Here is a 19490-nt window from a genome sequence, read left to right as displayed (position 1 = left end):
GATGTACACCGCCGCGGGCACGCAGGGCACCCTCTTCGAGCGCATGGAGATGGAGCTGCTGGAGCTCGCACCCGACCGGGCAGTGGGCCGCATCCCGGTGCAGGGCAACACGCAGCCGGCCGGGCTGCTGCACGGCGGCGCCTCGGTGGTGCTCGCGGAGACGCTGGGGTCGCTGGCGGCGCAGGCGCACGCGGGGCCGGGCCGGAACGCCGTCGGCATCGAGGTGAGCGCCACGCACCACCGGGGCGCGCGCGAGGGCTACGTGACGGGGACGGCGACGGCGCTGCACCTGGGCCGCACGACGGCGTCGTACGAGATCGTGATCACCGACGACGCCGGCAAGCGGGTCTGCACGTCGCGCCTGACGTGCATGATCCTCGGCTGAGAACCGGGAGCCTCAGCCCGCCCGGGCGGGGCGGCGGCCCGCGGGGGCGCCGCCGCCCACCTGGCGCATGTCGATGGGCCCGGACTCGGTCACGGACCGGACGCGCCGGCGCCGGGCGATGAGGTCCTCGATGCCGCCGCGGGCGGTCCGCCGGCCGGGGCGGACGGCGTCGCGCGCCGCGGCGTCGGACGCGAGGCGCCGCTGCAGGGCGGCGACGGACGCGAACCGGTGGCCCGCGGCGGGGGCGAAGCCCAGGCGGGCCAGGAAGCGCTGCACACCGCGGTTGCCGGGTACCGGGGCGGAGTAGATGTCGTCGCAGTCGTGCTCGGCGGCCAGGTCGGCGGCGGCGCGCAGCAGGGCGTGCCCCACGCCGTGCCGGCGCGCCCGCGGCGCGACGAACAGCATGTCGAGGTACAGGCTGGGGCGCCGAGCGAACAGGTACGCGCCGACGACCCGGCCCAGGACCACGCCGGCCACCCGGCCGTCGAGGTCGGCGACCAGCACGTGCCCGCCCGCGGCGAGCAGCACGCTGAGGTGCTCGAGCAGCCGGTCGGTGTCCTGGGCCCCGAGCTGCGCGCCCTCGGGCGAGTCGTCCCGGGCCTCGGCGGCCAGTGCGGCGACCGCGCGCAGGTCGTCCTCGCGCGCTGTACGGATCTCGAGCACGTCTCTACTCCTCCCGGGGTTCCTGGGGTCCGGACCTCAGCGCCGGCTCCGCGCAGACACTAGTCCCGCGCCCCGGCGGCAGAAAACACGTCGTCCCGAATTTCACCCGCTCCAGAGGTGTGCCTCAGGCGCCGACCTGCTCGATGACGGCGTCCGCGACCTCGCGCATCGTCAGGCGCCGGTCCATCGACGTCTTCTGGATCCAGCGGAACGACTCCGGCTCCGACAGGCCCATCTTCGTCATGAGCAGCCCCTTGGCGCGGTCCACGCGCTTGCGGGTCTCGAAGCGCTCGGTGAGGTCCGCGACCTCGGCCTCCAGGGCACCGATCTGCGAGTAGCGCGAGATCGCGATCTCGACGGCGGGCAGCAGGTCGGCCGGGGTGAACGGCTTGACCACGTAGGCCATGGCGCCGGCGTCGCGGGCACGCTCCACGAGCTCGGTCTGCGAGAACGCCGTGAGCAGCACGACGGGGGCGGCGTGGGCCTTGCCGATGCGCTCGGCGGCGGAGATGCCGTCCAGCTCGGGCATCTTGACGTCCATCACCACGACGTCGGGCTTGAGCTCGATGGCGAGGTTCACGGCGGTCTCGCCGTCGCCGGCCTCACCCACCACGTCGAACCCGGCCTCGCGCAGGGTCTCCACCACGTCCATGCGGATGAGCGCCTCGTCCTCGGCCACCACGGCGCGGCGCGAGGGGGTGGCGGGAGCGGCCTCCGGCTCGGCGTCGATCATCGGGGGCAGGTCCAGCGGAAGCTTCTCGGTGTTCTCGTCGGTCACGGGGTACATCCTACGTCGCGCGGACCCGGGCTTGGGGCCCGGGGCAGGGGTGTGGTTCGATGTTCGCCGGGTCACGTCGTACGACCCGCAAGGCCGGGTTGGCGGAACAGGCAGACGCGGCGCTCTCAAAAAGCGCTGCCCGCGAGGGCGTGTGGGTTCGAGTCCCACACCCGGCACCTCCACGAGAGCACCGCGCAGAGATCACCCGCCCGCGCGCACCTCCTCGTACCGCACCACCTCGAGCCCGAACTCCGCGAGGATCTCCGGCAGCAGGCGCACCACGTCGCGGTCCTTGTCCTGGTTCTCCGGCGGCAGCTCGGACCACGGCACCCCGATCATGGGGTGCACCTTCGCGACGTCGTCCCGCACCGGGCCGGCCCGCCAGCCCTGCGCCACGCGCACCTGCTCCCACAGCTCGTGCTCGGCCTCGGCCAGCCGGTCCAGCTCCTCCCCCTCGAACACGACCTCGGAGGCCCCCTCCCGCGGCGCGATGGTCGCGCCCATCCGGGCCAGGCGGGCCGGCAGGCCGACCACCCAGCCCCGGTTGGACGCGCGCAGGTCCTCCGGGAGCTCCTCCCAGCGCACCATGGCGGGCACCTCGCGCCAGCCCACGCCCCGCTCGCGCTGGTTGCGCAGGTAGACGTGGTGCACGGAGCGTGCGATCCGCTCGTACATGTCGGCGTGCGCGCGGGCCTCCTCACGCTCGACGTCGGCGAGCAGGTCGCGCATGGTCACGGTGCGCAGGCGGCCGTCCAGGTCGTCGAGCATGCGCGACGCCTCGCTCCCGAAGGCGCGCGTCAGCCCGGCCAGGCCGTCCAGCAGCAGCACGAGGGAGCCGGGGCCGCCGTGCCACAGGCTGGTCGCGGTGAGCGCCACCCGCAGCGAGGTCCCCTCGTCGGCGTCGCACACGTAGACGATGTCCGGCCGCCCCACCTCGCGCAGCGCGCCCACGGCCCGCAGCTCGATCTTCTCCGCGACGGGCGACCAGCGGGCGCGCAGGGTCCGGGCCACGGCCTCGGCGTCGTCGGCCACGAGGTCGACCGCCAGGCGCAGGCCGCCCGTGGCCAGCTCCCACTCGCGCGCCAGACCCACGACCAGGGCCTTGGCGAACTCCCCCGAGCCGACCACGGCAACCCGGGTCAGCGGCGCCGGCGAGGAGTCCAGCAGGCGCGTCACCTCGCGCACCGCGAGCGCCTGCGCGGCGATCACGTCGAGGGTGAAGAAGTCGACGCCGGGCTCGGCGCAGCTCAGGTGCCGCGCCTGGAGCGCGACGCCGAGGTCGGGGTCGCTGACGTGCGCGTAGAGGCGGGCCGGGCCGCTGCCGGCCTTGCGGACGGCCTCCTCGGCCTCGGCGACGGCGAGCACGTTGGCGGTCGCGTCGACGCTGTCGTCGCCGCACGCGTACAGGACCGTCGCGCCGGGCAGCCCGGCGTCGTACAGGCCGGAGACGTCGGCGGCCCGCAGCACGCGGTGGCCCGCGGCCTCCAGCGCGGCCGTCACCGTGTCGGCGGCGTCCGTCCGCCCGACGACGACGGCGTGCCCCCGGGCGCGCCTGTCCCGCATGCGGCGCAGCTCCCCCGTGAACAGGACGCGCGCCGCCTCGAACACCGCGTAGACCGCGGTGCCGGGAGCCAGGAACCGGGCCGCCTGGAGCTGCCAGGAGAGCTCGCCGCCCCCGCTGGCGGGGTCGGCGCCCATGACGAAGAGCTGCAGGTCCTGGTAGACCACGTCGTACCAGGTGCGGTGGGGCAGGTGGGCGGTGTCGAGCGCGAGGCCCCACCACCCCAGCCCGAGCGAGACCAGCACGAGGGCGGCGAACCCGACCCGGGTCCACGGAAAGGTGCGCTTCACGCCGGGAACAATACCGACAAAGCCCGACGCCCCCGCACCTGTCAGACGCTCAGGTCACCGGGGTGACCTGGGGTTCTGACACGTGCGGGGGCGTCGGGCAGCGCGGGGCTCAGACCAGCGTGCGACCCTCGGCGTGGGAGCCGATGCGGTGCACCAGGATCGAGTTGGTCGTGCCGGGCACGCCCACCGGGGCGCCCGAGACCACGACGACCGTGTCGCCCTTGGCGGCGAGGCCCTGGTCCTGGAGCGTGAGGTCCACCTGGGCCACCATCGCGTCGACCGTGTCGACCTTCGGCACCAGGTACTCGCTCGTGCCCCAGGTCAGGGCGAGCGTGTTGGCGACGTCCTGCTCCGGCGTGAAGGCCAGCAGCGGGATCGAGGACCGCAGGCGGGACATCCGGCGCGCGGAGTCGCCGGACTGCGTGAACGTCACGAGGTACTTGACCCCGAGCGTCTCGCCGATCTCGGCGGCGGCCCGCGTGATCGCACCACCGCGCGTGTGCGGCGTGGAGCCCAGGGGCGCGATGCGCTCCCGGCCCGCCTCCTCGGTGGCCTCGATGATCCGGGCCATGGTCTGCACCGTGATGATCGGGTAGTCGCCCACCGAGGTCTCGCCCGACAGCATGACCGCGTCGGCGCCGTCGAGCACCGCGTTGGCGCAGTCCGAGGCCTCGGCGCGGGTCGGCGTGGGCGACGTCGTCATCGACTCGAGCACCTGCGTGGCGACGATGACGGGCTTGGCGTTGCGCCGCGCCATCTCGACGATGCGCTTCTGCACGAGCGGCACCTGCTCCAGCGGCATCTCGACCGCGAGGTCGCCGCGCGCCACCATGACGCCGTCGAACGCCGCGATGACCTCGGCGAGGTTCTCCACGGCCTGCGGCTTCTCGATCTTGGCGATGACGGGGACCGTGCGGCCCTCCTCCTCCATCACCCGGCGCACGTCCTCGTAGTCCTTGGCGGACCGCACGAAGGACAGCGCGATGAAGTCGGCGCCGAGCTTGAGCGCCCAGCGCAGGTCGTCCTCGTCCTTGTCGGACAGGGCGGGCACCGACACGGCGACGCCGGGCAGGTTGATGCCCTTGTTGTTCGAGACGGGCCCGGGGACCTCGACCTCGGTGACGACGCGCGGACCGTCGACGGCGGTGACGCGCACGCGCACCTTGCCGTCGTCGATCAGCAGCGGGTCGCCCACCTGGGCGTCCTGGGCCAGGCCCTTGTGGGTGGTCGAGACGAGCTCCCGCGTGCCGAGGACGTCCTCGGTCGTGATGGTGAACGTGTCGCCCTTGTTCAGGAAGTGCTTCTCATCGCCCTCGAACCGGCCGAGCCGGATCTTGGGTCCCTGCAGGTCGACGAGGACGGCGACCGACTTGCCGGCCGCCTTCGCGGCCTCTCGCACGTGTCGGTAGACCGCCGCGTGCGCCTCCTGCTCGCCGTGGCTGCGGTTGATCCGCGCCACGTTCATGCCGGCGTCGACGAGCTCCCGGAGTTTCTCCGGGCTCTCCGTGGCGGGTCCGATGGTGCACACGATCTTGGCTCTGCGCATGTCTCCAGCCTAGGCGTGGTGGGCGCCGCGGCGCCCTGTGGGGGTGTACAACTCCCGGAACGGTTCTCGGGTCACGACCGCAGAGCGAGCGTGCGCGGACGCACCGGGGCGGGCAGCTCGGTGCTGCCCTGCAGGTAGGTGTCGACGGCTGCGGCCGCGGCGCGGCCCTCCGCGATCGCCCACACGATGAGGGACTGTCCCCGGCCCGCGTCGCCGGCCACGAACACACCCGGCAGGCTAGCGGCGTAGTCGTCGCCGCGCGCCACGAGGCCGCGATCCGTGATCTCGGCGCCGGTCTGCTCCTCGAGCACGGCGGTCTCCGGGCCGGTGAAGCCCATGGCCACCAGCACCAGGTCGGCGGGGATCTCGTGCTCCGTGCCGGGCGCCGGCACACGGCGGCCGTCGGGCAGGTACTGGGTCTCGGCGACCTTGAGGGCGCGGACGTTGCCGTCGGCGTCCGGCAGGAACTCGACCGTCGAGGCGAGGTAGGTGCGCTCGCCGCCCTCCTCGTGCGAGGTCGAGACCTCGAACAGGATGGGGTCGGTCGGCCACGGCTGGTGCGCGGGGCGCTCCAGCGGCGGCTTCTTGCCGATCGCCAGGGTGGTCACGCTCGCGGCGCCCTGGCGCAGCGCGGTGCCGAGGCAGTCGGAGCCCGTGTCGCCGCCACCGATGATGACGACGTGCTTGCCGGCCGCCGACGGCGCGCCCTCGGGCAGCTCGTCGGGCGTCCCGGCGGCGACCGCGTGGTTGGCGGGCGTGAGGTAGTCCATGGCGAAGTGGATGCCGGCCAGGTCGCGGCCCGGCAGCGGCAGCTCGCGGGGCACCGTGGCGCCCGTGGCGACCACGACGGCGTCGAACCGGCGGCGCAGCGCGTCCCAGCTGATGTCCTCGCCGATGGTGACGCCCGGGCGGAAGCGCGTGCCCTCGGCCTCCATCTGCGCGAGGCGGCGGTCGATGTGCGACTTCTCCAGCTTGAAGTCGGGGATGCCGTAGCGCAGGAGCCCGCCGATGGCGGGGTCCCGCTCGTAGACGACGACGGTGTGGCCGGCGCGCGTGAGCTGCTGCGCCGCGGCCAGGCCGGCGGGGCCGGAGCCGACGACGGCGACCGTCGAGCCGGTGAGGCGCTCCGGCACGTGCGGCGTGACCAGACCCCGGGCGAACGCCTCGTCGATAATCGAGACCTCGACGTTCTTGATCGTCACGGCGGGCTGGTTGATGCTCAGCACGCAGGACGACTCGCAGGGTGCCGGGCACACGCGGCCCGTGAACTCCGGGAAGTTGTTGGTCGCGTGCAGGCGGTCGATCGCGTCCGCCCACTGCCCGCGCCACACCAGGTCGTTCCAGTCCGGGATGAGGTTGCCCAGCGGGCAGCCCTGGTGGCAGAACGGCACGCCGCAGTCCATGCAGCGGCCGGCCTGCTCCTTCAGGAACGGTTGGCCCTCGGCCCGGTGGGCGTGCGTGTCCTTCCAGTCCCGCAGGCGCACCTCGACGGGCCGGTTGGGCGGGAGCTCGCGCTCCCGCACCTTGAGGAATCCTCTGGGGTCAGCCACGTGCCACCTCCATGATCTGGTTCCACACGGACGGGTCCCACCGGGACGTGCCCGAGATGTCGGTGCCGGCGGCCTCGGCCTCGGCGAGGGCGAGGCGCACGCGCGCCCAGCCGGGGGGCAGCAGGCGGCTGAACCGGCCGCGCGCCGCCTCGGGGTCGGCGAGCAGCTCGGCCGCGACGGCCGAGCCGGTCTCGGCGTGGTGCCGTTCCAGCAGGCCGCGCACCGTCTCCCAGTCCGCGTCGTCCAGGACGCCGACGGCGAGCTCGCCCGCCTCCAGCGCCGCCTGGTTGACGCGCGAGACCCGCAGGTCCAGGAAGTAGGCCGTGCCGCCGGACATGCCGGCGCCCACGTTGCGGCCCGTCGGCCCGAGCACCAGCACGGTGCCGCCCGTCATGTACTCGCACGCGTGGTCGCCCACGCCCTCGGCCACCAGCGTGGCGCCCGAGTTGCGCACGCCGAACCGCTCCCCCACGCGACCGCGCAGGTAGACCTCGCCGGACGTGGCGCCGTAGCCGATGACGTTGCCCGCGATGACGTCGTCGCCGCCGAGCACCGCCGCCTTGTCGGGGCGCACCGCGATGCGGCCGCCGGACAGGCCCTTGCCCACGTAGTCGTTCGCGTCACCGAACAGGCGCAGCGTGACGCCGCGGGGCACGAACGCGCCGAGCGACTGGCCGGCCGACCCGGTCAGCACGACCTCGATCGTGTCGTCGGGCAGGCCCGCGCCGCGGTACCGCTTGGTGACCTCGTGGCCCAGCATCGTGCCGACCGTGCGGTTCACGTTGCGGATCGGCAGGTCCACGCGCACGCGCTCGCCGCGCTCCAGCGCCGGGGCCGCGGCCGCGACGAGCTGGTTGTCCAGCGCGCGGGCCAGGCCGTGGTCCTGCGCCGTCGTGTGGCGCAGCGACGAGCCCTCCTTGAGCTGGGGGCGCGCCAGCACCGGGGCGAGGTCCAGGCCCTGGGCCTTCCAGTGGTCGACGGCCTTGCGGGTGTCCAGCACCTGCACCTGGCCCACGGCCTCCTGCAGGCTGCGGAACCCGAGCGCCGCGAGGTGCTCGCGCACCTCCTGGGCGATGAACTCGAAGAAGTTCACGACGAACTCGGGCTTGCCCGTGAACCGGCTGCGCAGCTCGGGGTTCTGCGTGGCCACGCCGACCGGGCAGGTGTCCAGGTGGCAGACGCGCATCATGACGCAGCCCGAGACCACCATGGGCGCCGTCGCGAAGCCGAACTCCTCGGCGCCGAGCAGCGCCGCCACGATGACGTCGCGGCCCGTCTTCATCTGCCCGTCCACCTGCACGACGATGCGGTCGCGCAGGTCGTTGAGCACGAGCGTCTGCTGGGTCTCGGCCAGGCCGATCTCCCAGGGCGTGCCGGCGTGCTTGAGCGACGTGAGCGGCGAGGCGCCCGTGCCGCCGTCGTGCCCGGAGATGAGCACGACGTCCGCGTGCGCCTTGGAGACGCCCGTGGCCACCGTGCCCACGCCGAACTCGCTGACCAGCTTCACGTGCACGCGCGCGTCCGGGTTGGCGTTCTTCGCGTCGTGGATGAGCTGGGCCAGGTCCTCGATCGAGTAGATGTCGTGGTGCGGCGGCGGCGAGATGAGCCCGACGCCGGGCGTCGAGTGCCGGGTCCTGGCCACCCACGGGTAGACCTTCGGCCCGGGCAGCTGACCGCCCTCGCCGGGCTTGGCACCCTGGGCGAGCTTGATCTGGATGTCCGTGGCGTTGGTCAGGTACTCCGCGGTCACGCCGAACCGGCCCGAGGCGATCTGCTTGACGCGCGAGCGCCGCTCGTCGTCGTACAGCCGCTCCGGGTCCTCGCCGCCCTCGCCCGTGTTGGACCGGCCGCCGAGGCGGTTCATCGCGATCGCGAGGGTCTCGTGCGCCTCGGCGGAGATCGACCCGTAGGACATGGCGCCCGTGTTGAACAGCCTGACGATCTCGCTGACGGGCTGGACCTCGTCGATCGGCACGGGCTCCCGGTCGGGGCTGAACCGCAGCAGGCCGCGCAGCGTCATGAGGCGCTGCGACTGCTCGTCCACGCGCCGCGTGTACTGCCGGAAGATGTCCATCCGGCCCGAGCGCGTGGCGTGCTGCAGGCGGAACACCGTCTCGGGGTCGAACAGGTGGTCCTCCCCGTCGCGCCGCCACTGGTACTCGCCGCCCGTGGTGAGGCGCTCGCCGGGCTTCTTGTTGCCCGACGGCGGGTACGCCTCGGCGTGCCGCGCCGCGACCTCGGCCGCGATCACGTCGAGGCCGATGCCGCCCAGGCGCGAGGTCGTACCCGTGAAGTAGTCGTCCACCAGGTCCTGCGAGAGACCGATGGCCTCGAAGATCTGCGCGCCGCGGTAGGACATGATCGTGGAGATGCCCATCTTGGACATCACCTTGAGCACTCCCTTGCCGAGCGCCTTGATCAGGTTGGCCACGGCCTGCTCGGGCGTGACGTCGAGGTACCCGCGGCGGGCGAGGTCCTCGACCGTCTCCATGGCGAGGTACGGGTTGACCGCGGCCGCGCCGTAGCCGATGAGCAGCGCCACGTGGTGCACCTCGCGCACGTCGCCCGCCTCCACCACCAGGGAGACCCGGTTGCGCGTGTGCTTGCGCACCAGGTGGTGGTGCACGGCGCTGGTCAGCAGCAGGGACGGGATCGGGGCGAGCTCGGAGTTCGCGTCGCGGTCCGAGAGCACGAGGAAGCTGGCGCCCTCCTCGACGTACCGGTCCACCTCGGCGAAGATCGCCTCGAGCCGGGCCAGCAGCGCGGCGCCGCCGCCCGAGACCTCGTACAGGCCCTGGATGGTCTCGGCGTGGAACACGCCCTCCAGCTCCTGGTCGCGCTCGACGTGCACGACCTTGGCGAGCTGGTCGTTGTCCAGCACCGGGAAGCCGAGCACCAGCTTGCGGGCGTGCTCCGGCAGGTCGGCGAGCAGGTTCGGCTCGGGCCCGATGGCGCTGCCGATGGCGGTGACCAGCTCCTCGCGGATCGCGTCCAGCGGCGGGTTGGTCACCTGCGCGAACATCTGCGTGAAGTAGTCGAACAGCAGGCGCGGGCGCTGCGAGAGCACCGCGACCGGCGTGTCCGACCCCATGGCGCCGAGCGGTTCGCCGGCGGTGGTCGCCATGGGCGACAGGATGATCTTGAGCTCCTCCTCGGTGTACCCGAACGCGCGCTGGCGGCGGCGCACCGAGGCGGGGCTGTGCGCCACGTGCTCGCGCTCGGGCAGCTCGTCGAGGTAGACGGAGTGCTCGCGGATCCAGTCCCCGTACGGGTGCCGCGCGGCGAGTCCCGACTTGATCTCCTCGTCCTCGACGATGCGGCCCGAGCCGGTGTCGACGAGGAACATCTTGCCCGGCTCCAGGCGGCCCTTGCGGACCACGGTGGCGGGGTCGATGTCGAGCACGCCGGCCTCGGAGGCCAGCACGACCAGGCCGTCCTCGGTGACCCACCAGCGCCCGGGGCGCAGGCCGTTGCGGTCCAGCACGGCGCCGATGAGGGTGCCGTCGGTGAACGTCAGCGAGGCCGGGCCGTCCCAGGGCTCGATGAGGTTCGCGTTGTACTGGTAGAAGGCGCGCAGCGCCGGGTCCATGCCGGGGTTGTTCTCCCAGGCCTCCGGGACCATCATCAGCACGGAGTGCGGCAGGGACCGCCCCGACAGGTGCAGCAGCTCGAGCACCTCGTCGAAGCTCGCCGAGTCGCTGGCACCGGGCGAGCACACCGGCTGCAGCGGCGCCAGGTCGCCGAGCAGGTCGGACTCCATGGTGCCCTCGCGCGCCGCGACCCAGTTGCGGTTGCCGCGCACGGTGTTGATCTCGCCGTTGTGGGCGAGCAGCCGGAACGGCTGGGCCAGGGGCCACGACGGGAAGGTGTTGGTGGAGAACCGCGAGTGGACCAGCGCGAGCTCGGTGGCGTACCGCGGGTCCGACAGGTCGGGGAAGAACGGCTCGAGCTGCGCCGTGGTGAGCATGCCCTTGTACGTCAGGGTGCGGGCGCTCAGCGAGGCGAAGTACAGCCCGACCTCGTTCTCGGCCCGCTTGCGCAGGCGGTAGCAGCGGCGGTCCAGGTCGATCCCGGACAGGCCGCGCGACGGGTCGGCCACCACGATCTGGCGGAACACCGGCATGGAGGCGCGCGCGGTGGGGCCGACGATCCCGGCGTCCACCGGCACGTCGCGCCACGCGAGCACGTCGAGCTTCTCCTCGGCGGCCAGCGCCTCGACACGGCGCACGACGGCGTCGCGCTCCGCCTCGTCGGTGGGCAGGAACGCCGTACCGATGGCGTACATGCCCGCGGGCGGCAGGTCGACGCCCACCACGTCGCGGACGAACGCGTCGGGGATCTGGGTCAGGATCCCGGCACCGTCGCCGCTGTCCTCCTCCGCCCCCACCGCACCGCGGTGGTCGAGGTTCAGCAGGGCGGTCAGCCCGGCATCGACGATGTCGCGTCCGGGCGTGCCGCGGAGGGTCGCCACGAAGGCGACGCCGCACGCGTCGTGCTCGGCCGCCGGGTCGTACAGGCCGCCTTCAAACGTCTGCGGGGGCAGCCCAACCTTCTGTGTCGGCAACGGCTTGGTCATGGGTCCTCACAGGCACCCGGCCGTGGCCGGGCGCAGTCCTTGCGGTGGTCCGGGACGACGGCGGCCCGGTCGGTCAGGGGGCTCGTCGTCCGGTGGTCCCGGCGGCCGCGCCCCTCAGGTGCGCGCGGAGGCGTCCGCGTCGGACTCCTCCACTGCTGCTGTCCTGCTCTCCTCCGGCTCGGCCTCGGCCGCACCGGTCCCTTCTGCTCCTGGGTCGGGAGCCGGTTCGGCCGGCGAGCCGGCCGGTGGTTCCCCGTCCCCTGGTCGCAGCCGTACCGACGTCTCCCTGGTGGGGAACCGCCGGGCCAGCACGACCGAGACCACCAGGGCCGCGAGGCCCAGGAGGATCGAGGTCCAGACGTTGAGGCGGAGCCCCGCCACCACCTCCGCATCGTCGATGCGGAGCATCTCGATCCAGACCCGTCCGAGAGTGTAGAGCAGGACGTACGCCCAGAATACCCGCCCATGACCCAACCTGAACCGACGGTCGAGAAAAAGCAGGGCCGCGACCATCACGAGATTCCACACCAGCTCGTACAGGAACGTGGGGTGGAAGAGCGTGCCCTCCGGGTACGGCACGCCCGTGGCGGGGTTGGTCACCAGGTAGCCGGCGTCGATGTGCAGGCCCCAGGGCAGCTCGGTGGGCCGTCCGTAGAGCTCCTGGTTGAACCAGTTGCCGAGCCGGCCGACGGCCTGCGCCAGGAGCAGTCCCGGTGCCGCGGCGTCGGCGAACGACGAGAGCCGGACGCCCTGCCTGCGACAGCCCAGCCACGCCCCGACGGCGCCGAGCGCGACGGCGCCCCAGATGCCGAGGCCGCCCTCCCAGACGTAGAGCGCCCGGACCGGGTCGCCCCCGCCCGAGAAGTTCTCCCCGAAGTACCGGTCCGGCGAGGACAGCACGTGGTACAGCCGCCCGCCGACGATGCCGAACGGCACCGCCCAGAACGCGATCTCGAGCACGTCCTCGGGGTTGCCGCCGCGTGCCTTCCAGCGCCGCGCGGTGAGCCAGAGGCCCACCACGATCCCCGCGAGGATCGCGAGCGCGTAGGCCCGCAGCGGGAAGATCCCGAGGTACCAGGTGTGCTGCGCCGGGCTGGGTATGCCCGTGAGCACGCCTGACTGCGCGACGGGCACGACGCCGGACGGCGCGGCCTGCAGCGCGTTCAGGAACGTCACGGTGCCTCTCCGGGGACGACGGTCGCGCCCGCGGGTGCGGTGGCGCGAGCCGACCGTACCCCGGCGGCGAGGTCCTCCGTCACCTCGGTCAGATCCGTGAGACGCGCGGCCCACTGCTCGTCGGTCAGCGGCTCGTCGGACAGGAGCGGGCGCACCAGCGCCGAGCCGACGATGACGCCGTCGGCGAAGCGGCCCACCTCGGCGGCCTGCGCGCCGCTGGAGACGCCCAGGCCCACGCACACGCGGTCCGCGCCGGCGGCGCGCGTGTCGGTCACGAGCTGCTCGGCGCGCGAGCCCACCTGGCCGCGCTCCCCGGTCACGCCCATGAGCGACGCCGCGTAGACGAACCCGCGCGACGCGCGGACCGTGAGCCGCAGGCGCTCCGGCGTGGAGCTGGGCGCCACGAGGAACACGCGGTCCAGGCCGTGCGCCTCGGCGGCGGCCAGCCAGTCGGCGCCCTCGTCCGGGATGAGGTCCGGCGTGATGAGCCCGGCGCCGCCCGCGGCCGCCAGGTCGCGGGCGAAGGCGTCCGGGCCGTACTTGAGCACCGGGTTCCAGTACGTCATCACGAGCACGGGGACGTGCGGGGCGTGGTCGGTCAGCTCGCGCACCACGCGGAAGACGTCGTGCACCCGGGCGCCGGCGTCGAGCGCGCCCTGGGCCGCTGCCTGGATCACCGGCCCGTCCAGCACGGGGTCGGTGTACGGGATGCCCAGCTCGATGATGTCGACGCCGTGGTCCACGAGGGTCTTGAGCGCCTCGACCGACCGGTCCACCGTCGGGTAGCCCACCGGCAGGTAGCCCACCAGGGCGGGCCGGTTCTCCTGCTCGCGCAGGCGGTCGATCAGCGTCGCCGTGGCGGACGCCGTGCGGGGCGCGCCGTGCTGCTCGGTCGTCGTGGTCATCCCCGGCCCTCCTGTCGTTCCAGCTCCTCCGCCGCCGCGCCGTCGTCGAGCAGACCGAACCACCGGGCGGCCGTCGCCACGTCCTTGTCACCCCGCCCGGAGAGGTTCACGAGGAGCACGAGCGGCTCGCCGTCCGGTCCCGTCCGGCCCTCGGCCGCGGCCGCCTGGCCCACCCGCAGCGCGCCGGCGAGCGCGTGCGCGGACTCGATGGCCGGGATGATGCCCTCGGTGCGGCACAGCAGGCGGAACGCCTCCATGGCCTCGTCGTCGGTCACCGGCTCGTAGGTGGCGCGGCCCAGGTCGTGCAGCCACGAGTGCGCCGGGCCGACGCTCGGGTAGTCGAGGCCCGCCGACACCGAGTGGCTGGGCAGGGTCTGGCCGTCGTCGTCCTGCAGCAGGTAGGACTTGGCGCCGTGCAGCACGCCCAGCGCACCGCCGCTGAACCGGGCCGCGTGGCGGCCGGACTCGATGCCCTCGCCGCCGGCCTCGAAGCCGCGCAGCTCGACGTCCTTGTCGTCGAGGAACGCGTTGAAGATGCCGAGCGCGTTGGAGCCGCCGCCCACGCAGGCCGCCACGACGTCGGGGAGGCGGCCGATGCGCTCCTGGAGCTGCTCGCGCGCCTCCTCGCCGATGATGCGGTGGAACTGGCGCACCATCTCGGGGAACGGGTGCGGGCCCGTGACGGTGCCCAGGAGGTAGTGCGTGGTCTCGACGTTGGCGACCCAGTCGCGCAGGGCCTCGTTGATCGCGTCCTTGAGCGTGCGGGAGCCGATCTTCACCGGCACCACCTCGGCGCCGAGCAGGCGCATCCGGGCCACGTTGAGCGCCTGCCGGCGGGTGTCCTCCTCGCCCATGTAGACCACGCACTCGAGGTCCATCAGGGCGGCCGCGGTCGCGGTGGCGACGCCGTGCTGCCCCGCACCGGTCTCGGCGATGAGGCGCTTCTTGCCCATGCGCTTGACCAGCAGCGCCTGGCCCAGCACGTTGTTGATCTTGTGCGAGCCGGTGTGGTTGAGGTCCTCACGCTTGAGGAACACCCGGACGGCGCCGGAGCCGCCGCCCGCGTGCTCCGCGAACCGGGGCACCTCGGTCAGCGGGCTCGGGCGGCCCGTGTACTCGCGGTGCAGGCGCCGCAGCTCCGCCACGAACGCCGGGTCGTCGGCCGCCTTGCGGAACTCGGTGTCCAGCTCGTCGAGCGCGGCGATCAGCGCCTCGGGCACGTAGCGGCCACCGTACTGCCCGAAGTACGGGCCGGAGACGTCGGCCAGCTTCACGTCGGTCACCTGGGATCCTTTCGCCGCGGACGGACTGGACGGGTGGGGTGGGTCAGGAGGGGCGGACGGACTTCAGCGACGGGTGCGAGCCCGCCGCCACGAGGTCGGCCACCGAGGCGCGCGGGGTGCGGTCGGTGACGAGCGCCTCGCCCACCAGGACGGCGTCCGCCCCGGCGCGGGCCATGTCCATCACGTCGTGCGGGCCGCGGATGCCGGACTCCGCGACCTTGACCACGTCGTCCGGGATGTACTCGGCGAGGCTGCTGAACAGGCCCCGGTCGAGCTCGAGCGTCTTGAGGTTGCGGTGGTTCACGCCGACCACGCGGGCCCCGGCGTCGACCGCGCGGCGCACCTCCTCCAGGCTGTGCGTCTCGACGAGGGCGGTCATGCCGAGCGAGTGCACCCGCTCGACGAGCGACTCCAGCACGGTCTGCTCCAGCGCCGCCACGATGAGCAGCACCAGGTCGGCGCCGTGCGCCCGCGCCTCCCAGACCTGGTACGGCGTCACCACGAAGTCCTTGCGCAGCACCGGGACGTCGACCCGGCCGCGCACCGCGTCCAGGTCGGCCAGCGAGCCGTGGAACCGGCGCTGCTCGGTGAGCACGGAGATGACGGACGCGCCGCCGCTCTCGTACTCGACGGCGAGGGCCGCCGGGTCGGCGATCTGCGCGAGCGAGCCCTTGCTGGGGCTGGACCGCTTCACCTCGGCGATCACCGAGACGGCGTCCGCCTGCCGCAGGCGCCCGACGCACTCGAGGGCCCCGGGGACCGCGGCGGCACGTTCCTTGAGCGCGTCGAGCGACACGCGCGCCTCACGCTCCGCGAGGTCCTCACGAACCCCCGCGACGATGTCCTCCAGGACCGACATTGATGAGCCTCCCCGTGGCCTCTGTCCTCGTCATACGCGTCGGACGCCGGAAGGACGCCTGACTGTCTGCTGTTCGGTTGCTCGCCCCGGGGGCGCCGTCCGTGTGCCCTCCGGGTGACCATCCCCACCGCCATCGTAGGCGGACCGCGGGTGTGGTCCTGACCACTCCCGGACCGTGAGACGACGCGGCGTCAGGACCTGGCCCGCAGAACCCGGCGTCAGAGCCAGGGCGTCAGGTACGGCTGCAGGACCGGCAGGTTGCGCACCACGAGGAACGCGAGCGCCACGCCCAGCGTCACCCACGCCGCCGTCGCGGACGGTCCGCGCACCGGCCGGCCCCGGGCCGCGGTCACGAGCCACGCCACCCAGAGCGCCACCACCACGGGGGCGGCGACGGTCCACAGCGCGTTGGCGGACCACGCGCCCGCGAGGTCGAGGTGCGCCAGGTCGTGCGTGGCGCGCAGGCCACCGCAGAGCGGACAGGCCAGGCCGGTGAGCTCCAGCAGCGGGCAGAAGCCGTACGAGCCGCGCACGTGCGGGTCGCGCACCGCCAGCACCAGCGTCGCCGCCGCGACCGCCCCGCCGGTCAGCAGCGGCGCCCGGAGCGCCCGCCGCCGGGCCGGTTCAGGAATGGGGCCCACCCGCCAGGTAGCGGACGACGACCAGGACGATCACCCCGACGAGGATCGCCAGCGAGAGCCAGCCCAGCACGACGCCGGCCAGGGCCATGCCCTCGTTGTCGGCCTCGCCGGCACGCACCGCCCGGCGGCCCTCGTTGCCGAGGATGATGGCGGGGACGCCCGTGAGGGCGCCCAGCGCCAGCACGACCGACGCGATGCCCAGCACCAGCGCCCACACCCCCAGGTGGTTGCGGGGGTGGGCGCTGGGCGGCGCGGCCATCGCGAGCTCGGTCATGGCAGACCTACCGCCGGACCTTCTTCTGGCCCATCCCGAGGTTGCGCAGCACCAGGCCCACGACGAGCGAGGCGGCGACGACGACGAAGCCGGTCACGACCACGACGACGCCTGCCTGCGAGCTCGCCGCCAGCACCATCCCCCACGCGGCGACCAGCACGCCCAGCGTGATGCCCGCCATGGTGACCCAGGCCGCCACGGTGTGGCCGTGGTTGGTCGGCGGGATGCCCGGCGGCAGGTAGGCGATCTCGGGCTTGTTCTCGGTCATCGCAGGTGGGTGCCTTTCGTGTCGTGCGGTACGCGCTCAGCCTAACCGCTCACCGGCAGGTCAGCGGCCCGGCGGGGTCAGCGACCGGTCGGGTCGTCGCCGCGGGACAGGGCGTCCCAGGCGTCGTGGGGGTCGATCTCGTCGTCCGGCGAACCGGCGGGAGCCGCCGGCGCGGACGGCTCCGCGGAGGCCGCGGACGGCGTGGCGGCCGCGCGTTCGTGCCGCCCGGACGTGGCCGCCCAGCCGCGCGCCGCCACGGCGCCCCAGACGGCGACGACCACCGCGAGCACGCCCGTCACCACGGCGGCCCACGGCCACGCCGTCAGCGCGACCGGCGACGTGAGATCGGTGACACCGGTGGCGGCGGACGCCGCCGCGGTCGCGGCCGGCGTCGGGTCGGCGACGACGGTGAGCGTGCTCGCCACCACCAGGACCCCGCCCGCCGCGGCGACGACGAGCGCCACGTACCGGGCGACCCGGCCGGTGAGCGCGCACGCGACGCCCGCGGCCAGCAGGACCAGCGCGCCGGCGCCGACGCCGGGCGCGGCGGAGGTGCCCGTCGCGGCGACGGCCACCTCGGGCTCGAGCGCCGTCGCGACCGCGGTGGTCACCCAGGTGGGCGAGCCCGTGCCGAAGGTCAGCGCGCCCAGCACGAGCAGCGCGAGGACGGTGCGGGTGCGGGTCATGTCGCGCTCCGGGCCGGCGCCGTGGGCAGCGGGGCGAGGCGGGACGCGAGCTGCACGGCGCGCACGGCGGCCGCGGCCTTGTTCCGCGACTCGGCGTACTCCAGCGCGGGCACGGAGTCCGCGACGATGCCCGCCCCGGCCTGCACGCTGGCCCGCCCGCCGGAGATGTACGCCGTGCGGATCGCGATGGCCATGTCCATGTCGCCGCCGAAGTCGAAGTACCCGCACACCCCGCCGTAGATGCCGCGCGACGCGGGCTCGAGCTCGTCGATCAGCGCGATCGCCCGCGGTTTCGGCGCGCCCGAGAGGGTTCCGGCGGGGAACGTGGCGCGCAGCGCGTCGAGGGCGCCGCGGCCCGCACGGAGGCGCCCCACGACGGTGGAGCACATGTGCATGATGTGGCTGAACCGGCGCACCTTCATGAACTCGACCACCTCCACGCTGGTCGGTTCGCAGACCTTGACCAGGTCGTTGCGGGACAGGTCGACCAGCATGATGTGCTCGGCGCGCTCCTTGGGGTCCGCCAGGAGCTCCTCGCCCAGCTCCGCGTCCTCCTCGGGGTGCGCGCCGCGCGGGCGCGATCCCGCGATCGGGTAGGTGGTGACGTGCCCGTCCTCCACCTTCACCAGGGTCTCGGGGCTGGAACCCACCACGGCGAACTCGGTGCCGTCGGGCCTGGCCAGGTGGAAGTAGTACATGTACGGGCTGGGGTTGATGGTGCGCAGCGCCCGGTACACGTCCAGCGGGTCCGCCGGGCAGTCCAGGTCGAGGCGCTGGGAGAGCACCACCTGGAACACCTCGCCCTCGCGGATCGCCTCCTTGCCCGCGAGCACGGCGTCCTCGAACTCCTCGCGCGTGGACCGGAACTCCAGCTCGGGCTCGGCGCCGTCGGCCACGACCGAGGTCACGCGCGGTCCGCCGGCCGCGAGCCGTGCCTCCATGGCGTCCAGCCGGGCCACGGCGTCGGCGTGGGCCTCGTCCACACGCTCGTCGGTGGCGTCGGCGTTGATCGCGTTGGCGACGAGCCACACCGTTCCCTCCCGGTGGTCCACCACGGCGAGGTCGGTGGCCAGGCACAGGGCGAGCTCGGGCGCACCCACCTCGTCCGGCGCGGTCGCCGGGAGGGTCGGCTCCCAGTGCCGCACCACGTCCCAGCCGAGCACGCCCGCCAGGCCGCCCGTGAGCGGCGGCAGGTTGGCCACGCCGGGCGTGGCCAGCGCGTCCAGCGCCGCGGCCAGGACGTCGACGACGTCGCCCTGCGTGGGGATGCCGACGGGCACGTCTCCGGTCCAGGCCGCCTGCCCCTGGTCGCTGGTCAGGGTCGCGCGCGACGCGACGCCGACGAACGACCAGCGCGCCCAGACGCCGTCCGACTCCGCCGACTCCAGGATGAAGCTGCCGGGCCGGCCGCCGGCGAGGGTGCGGTACAGCCCGACGGGCGTCGCGTCGTCAGCCAGCAGGGGACGCACCACGGGGATCACCCGGCGGTCGGCGGCCATCTCCCGGAACTCCGGCAGGCTCGGCCAGGTGCTGCCCCAGGGCAGGTCGGCGGGCGCGGTGGCGGCGCGGGCCGTGGGCTGGTCGTCGAGCTGGGTCACCGGGCCTCCTCGTCCGTGCGGCCGGCCTCGTCGCGCGTGCCGACGACCGCCCCCAGGTCGCCGCCCGCCTCGAAGCACGTGCGCGTGCCCGTGTGGCACGCGGCCCCCACCTGGTCCACCTGGACGAGCAGGGCGTCGCCGTCGCAGTCGAGGCTCACGGCCTTGACGTACTGGGCGTGCCCCGAGGTGTCGCCCTTGCGCCAGTACTCCTGGCGGCTGCGCGACCAGAACGTCACTCGGCCCCCGGTGAGGGTGCGGCGCAGCGCCTCGTCGTCCATCCAGCCGACCATGAGCACCTCGCCCGTGTCGTGCTGCTGCACGACGGCGGCCACCAGGCCGGAGTCGTCCCGCTTGAGCCGGGCAGAGATCGTGGGATCGAGTACGTCGGGCACCTGAGAATCCTGCCACGTCCCGGAGCGTGCCCCCACCCGCGCCCGCGGTGCCCCGCACC

17 protein-coding genes and 1 tRNA gene are annotated in these 19490 nt (G+C 73.8%); 2 read left to right on the top strand and 16 right to left on the bottom strand.

The annotated features are described in order from the left end of the window. Position 1: 1 nt before the first annotated feature. Entirely contained in the window at positions 2-385 is a 384-nt protein-coding gene (locus tag APR03_RS20900) for a hotdog fold thioesterase (RefSeq protein ID WP_253839177.1), read from the top strand. A gap of 12 nt (positions 386-397) precedes the next feature. Here the strand turns inward: APR03_RS20900 and APR03_RS20895 are convergent, their stop codons facing one another. Next, positions 398-1048: a GNAT family N-acetyltransferase gene (locus tag APR03_RS20895; protein ID WP_253838964.1), complete on the bottom strand. Its 651-nt coding sequence runs from the start codon at positions 1046-1048 to the stop codon at positions 398-400. A 124-nt stretch (positions 1049-1172) separates the two neighbouring features. After that, positions 1173-1826, bottom strand: a complete 654-nt coding sequence (locus APR03_RS20890) for an ANTAR domain-containing response regulator (RefSeq protein WP_253838962.1) — start codon at positions 1824-1826, stop codon at positions 1173-1175. A gap of 92 nt (positions 1827-1918) precedes the next feature. On the opposite strand from APR03_RS20890, the gene APR03_RS20885 reads away from it, so the two are divergent. Next, a tRNA-Leu gene (locus tag APR03_RS20885) sits at positions 1919-2002 on the top strand. A 25-nt stretch (positions 2003-2027) separates the two neighbouring features. Here the strand turns inward: APR03_RS20885 and APR03_RS25360 are convergent. The 14 genes from APR03_RS25360 to hisI form a co-directional block, all read right to left on the bottom strand. Next, the gene (locus APR03_RS25360; protein WP_253838961.1) at positions 2028-3677 is read right to left on the bottom strand and encodes a RyR domain-containing protein; all 1650 of its coding nucleotides are present in this window, start codon (positions 3675-3677) and stop codon (positions 2028-2030) included. Between the two features lie 109 nt (positions 3678-3786). Then, positions 3787-5223 (bottom strand): pyruvate kinase, encoded by a 1437-nt coding sequence (gene pyk, locus APR03_RS20875; protein WP_253838960.1) that lies wholly within the window; start codon positions 5221-5223, stop codon positions 3787-3789. Between the two features lie 71 nt (positions 5224-5294). Then, positions 5295-6773, bottom strand: coding sequence for a glutamate synthase subunit beta (locus APR03_RS20870; RefSeq protein WP_253838959.1), 1479 nt, complete (start codon positions 6771-6773; stop codon positions 5295-5297). Next, the gene (gltB, locus tag APR03_RS20865; RefSeq protein ID WP_253838958.1) at positions 6766-11349 is read right to left on the bottom strand and encodes a glutamate synthase large subunit; all 4584 of its coding nucleotides are present in this window, start codon (positions 11347-11349) and stop codon (positions 6766-6768) included. Before gltB ends, APR03_RS20870 begins: the two co-directional genes overlap by 8 nt. A 114-nt stretch (positions 11350-11463) precedes the next feature. After that, entirely contained in the window at positions 11464-12483 is a 1020-nt protein-coding gene (gene lgt / locus APR03_RS20860; protein ID WP_372494976.1) for a prolipoprotein diacylglyceryl transferase, read from the bottom strand. Positions 12484-12521: 38 nt separating this feature from the next. Next, positions 12522-13430, bottom strand: coding sequence for a tryptophan synthase subunit alpha (trpA, locus tag APR03_RS20855; RefSeq protein WP_253838957.1), 909 nt, complete (start codon positions 13428-13430; stop codon positions 12522-12524). Continuing rightward, entirely contained in the window at positions 13427-14713 is a 1287-nt protein-coding gene (gene trpB / locus APR03_RS20850) for a tryptophan synthase subunit beta (RefSeq protein WP_253838956.1), read from the bottom strand. Before trpB ends, trpA begins: the two co-directional genes overlap by 4 nt. 43 nt (positions 14714-14756) lie before the next feature. Next, positions 14757-15572, bottom strand: a complete 816-nt coding sequence (gene trpC / locus APR03_RS20845) for an indole-3-glycerol phosphate synthase TrpC (RefSeq protein WP_253838951.1) — start codon at positions 15570-15572, stop codon at positions 14757-14759. 218 nt (positions 15573-15790) lie between these two features. Continuing rightward, entirely contained in the window at positions 15791-16213 is a 423-nt protein-coding gene (locus tag APR03_RS20840) for a DUF2752 domain-containing protein (protein WP_253838950.1), read from the bottom strand. Then, positions 16197-16487, bottom strand: coding sequence for a DUF4190 domain-containing protein (locus APR03_RS20835; RefSeq protein ID WP_253838948.1), 291 nt, complete (start codon positions 16485-16487; stop codon positions 16197-16199). Before APR03_RS20835 ends, APR03_RS20840 begins: the two co-directional genes overlap by 17 nt. A 7-nt stretch (positions 16488-16494) precedes the next feature. After that, positions 16495-16755, bottom strand: a complete 261-nt coding sequence (locus APR03_RS20830; protein ID WP_253838946.1) for an HGxxPAAW family protein — start codon at positions 16753-16755, stop codon at positions 16495-16497. A gap of 77 nt (positions 16756-16832) precedes the next feature. After that, positions 16833-17441 carry a Trp biosynthesis-associated membrane protein gene (locus APR03_RS20825; protein WP_253838944.1) on the bottom strand — a complete coding sequence of 203 codons (609 nt, stop codon included), beginning with the start codon at positions 17439-17441 and terminating at the stop codon, positions 16833-16835. Further along, complete coding sequence (locus APR03_RS20820) at positions 17438-19039, bottom strand: anthranilate synthase component I (protein WP_308216528.1); 1602 nt, start codon at positions 19037-19039, stop codon at positions 17438-17440. The genes APR03_RS20825 and APR03_RS20820 overlap by 4 nt, the downstream gene beginning before the upstream one ends. Next, on the bottom strand, positions 19036-19431 hold the full coding sequence (gene hisI / locus APR03_RS20815; RefSeq protein ID WP_253838943.1) for a phosphoribosyl-AMP cyclohydrolase: 396 nt from the start codon (positions 19429-19431) through the stop codon (positions 19036-19038). Before hisI ends, APR03_RS20820 begins: the two co-directional genes overlap by 4 nt. Positions 19432-19490 lie beyond the last annotated feature (59 nt).

It is taken from the genome of Promicromonospora thailandica, assembly GCF_024171955.1.
GTDB classification, from domain to species: domain Bacteria; phylum Actinomycetota; class Actinomycetes; order Actinomycetales; family Cellulomonadaceae; genus Promicromonospora; species Promicromonospora thailandica.
This window is presented reverse-complemented; position numbering and strand designations above follow the sequence as displayed.

Excerpts from the sequence above, each read along its gene's own strand:
- pyk (WP_253838960.1), bottom strand. The coding sequence starts at position 5,223 with ATGCGCAGAGCCAAGATCGTGTGCACCATCGGACCCGCCACGGAGAGC.
- APR03_RS20830 (WP_253838946.1), bottom strand. The coding sequence starts at position 16,755 with ATGACCGAGAACAAGCCCGAGATCGCCTACCTGCCGCCGGGCATCCCG.
- gltB (WP_253838958.1), bottom strand. The coding sequence starts at position 11,349 with ATGACCAAGCCGTTGCCGACACAGAAGGTTGGGCTGCCCCCGCAGACG.
- trpA (WP_253838957.1), bottom strand. The coding sequence starts at position 13,430 with ATGACCACGACGACCGAGCAGCACGGCGCGCCCCGCACGGCGTCCGCC.
- APR03_RS20835 (WP_253838948.1), bottom strand. The coding sequence starts at position 16,487 with ATGACCGAGCTCGCGATGGCCGCGCCGCCCAGCGCCCACCCCCGCAAC.
- APR03_RS20900 (WP_253839177.1), top strand. The coding sequence starts at position 2 with ATGTACACCGCCGCGGGCACGCAGGGCACCCTCTTCGAGCGCATGGAG.
- APR03_RS20825 (WP_253838944.1), bottom strand. The coding sequence starts at position 17,441 with ATGACCCGCACCCGCACCGTCCTCGCGCTGCTCGTGCTGGGCGCGCTG.
- trpC (WP_253838951.1), bottom strand. The coding sequence starts at position 15,572 with ATGTCGGTCCTGGAGGACATCGTCGCGGGGGTTCGTGAGGACCTCGCG.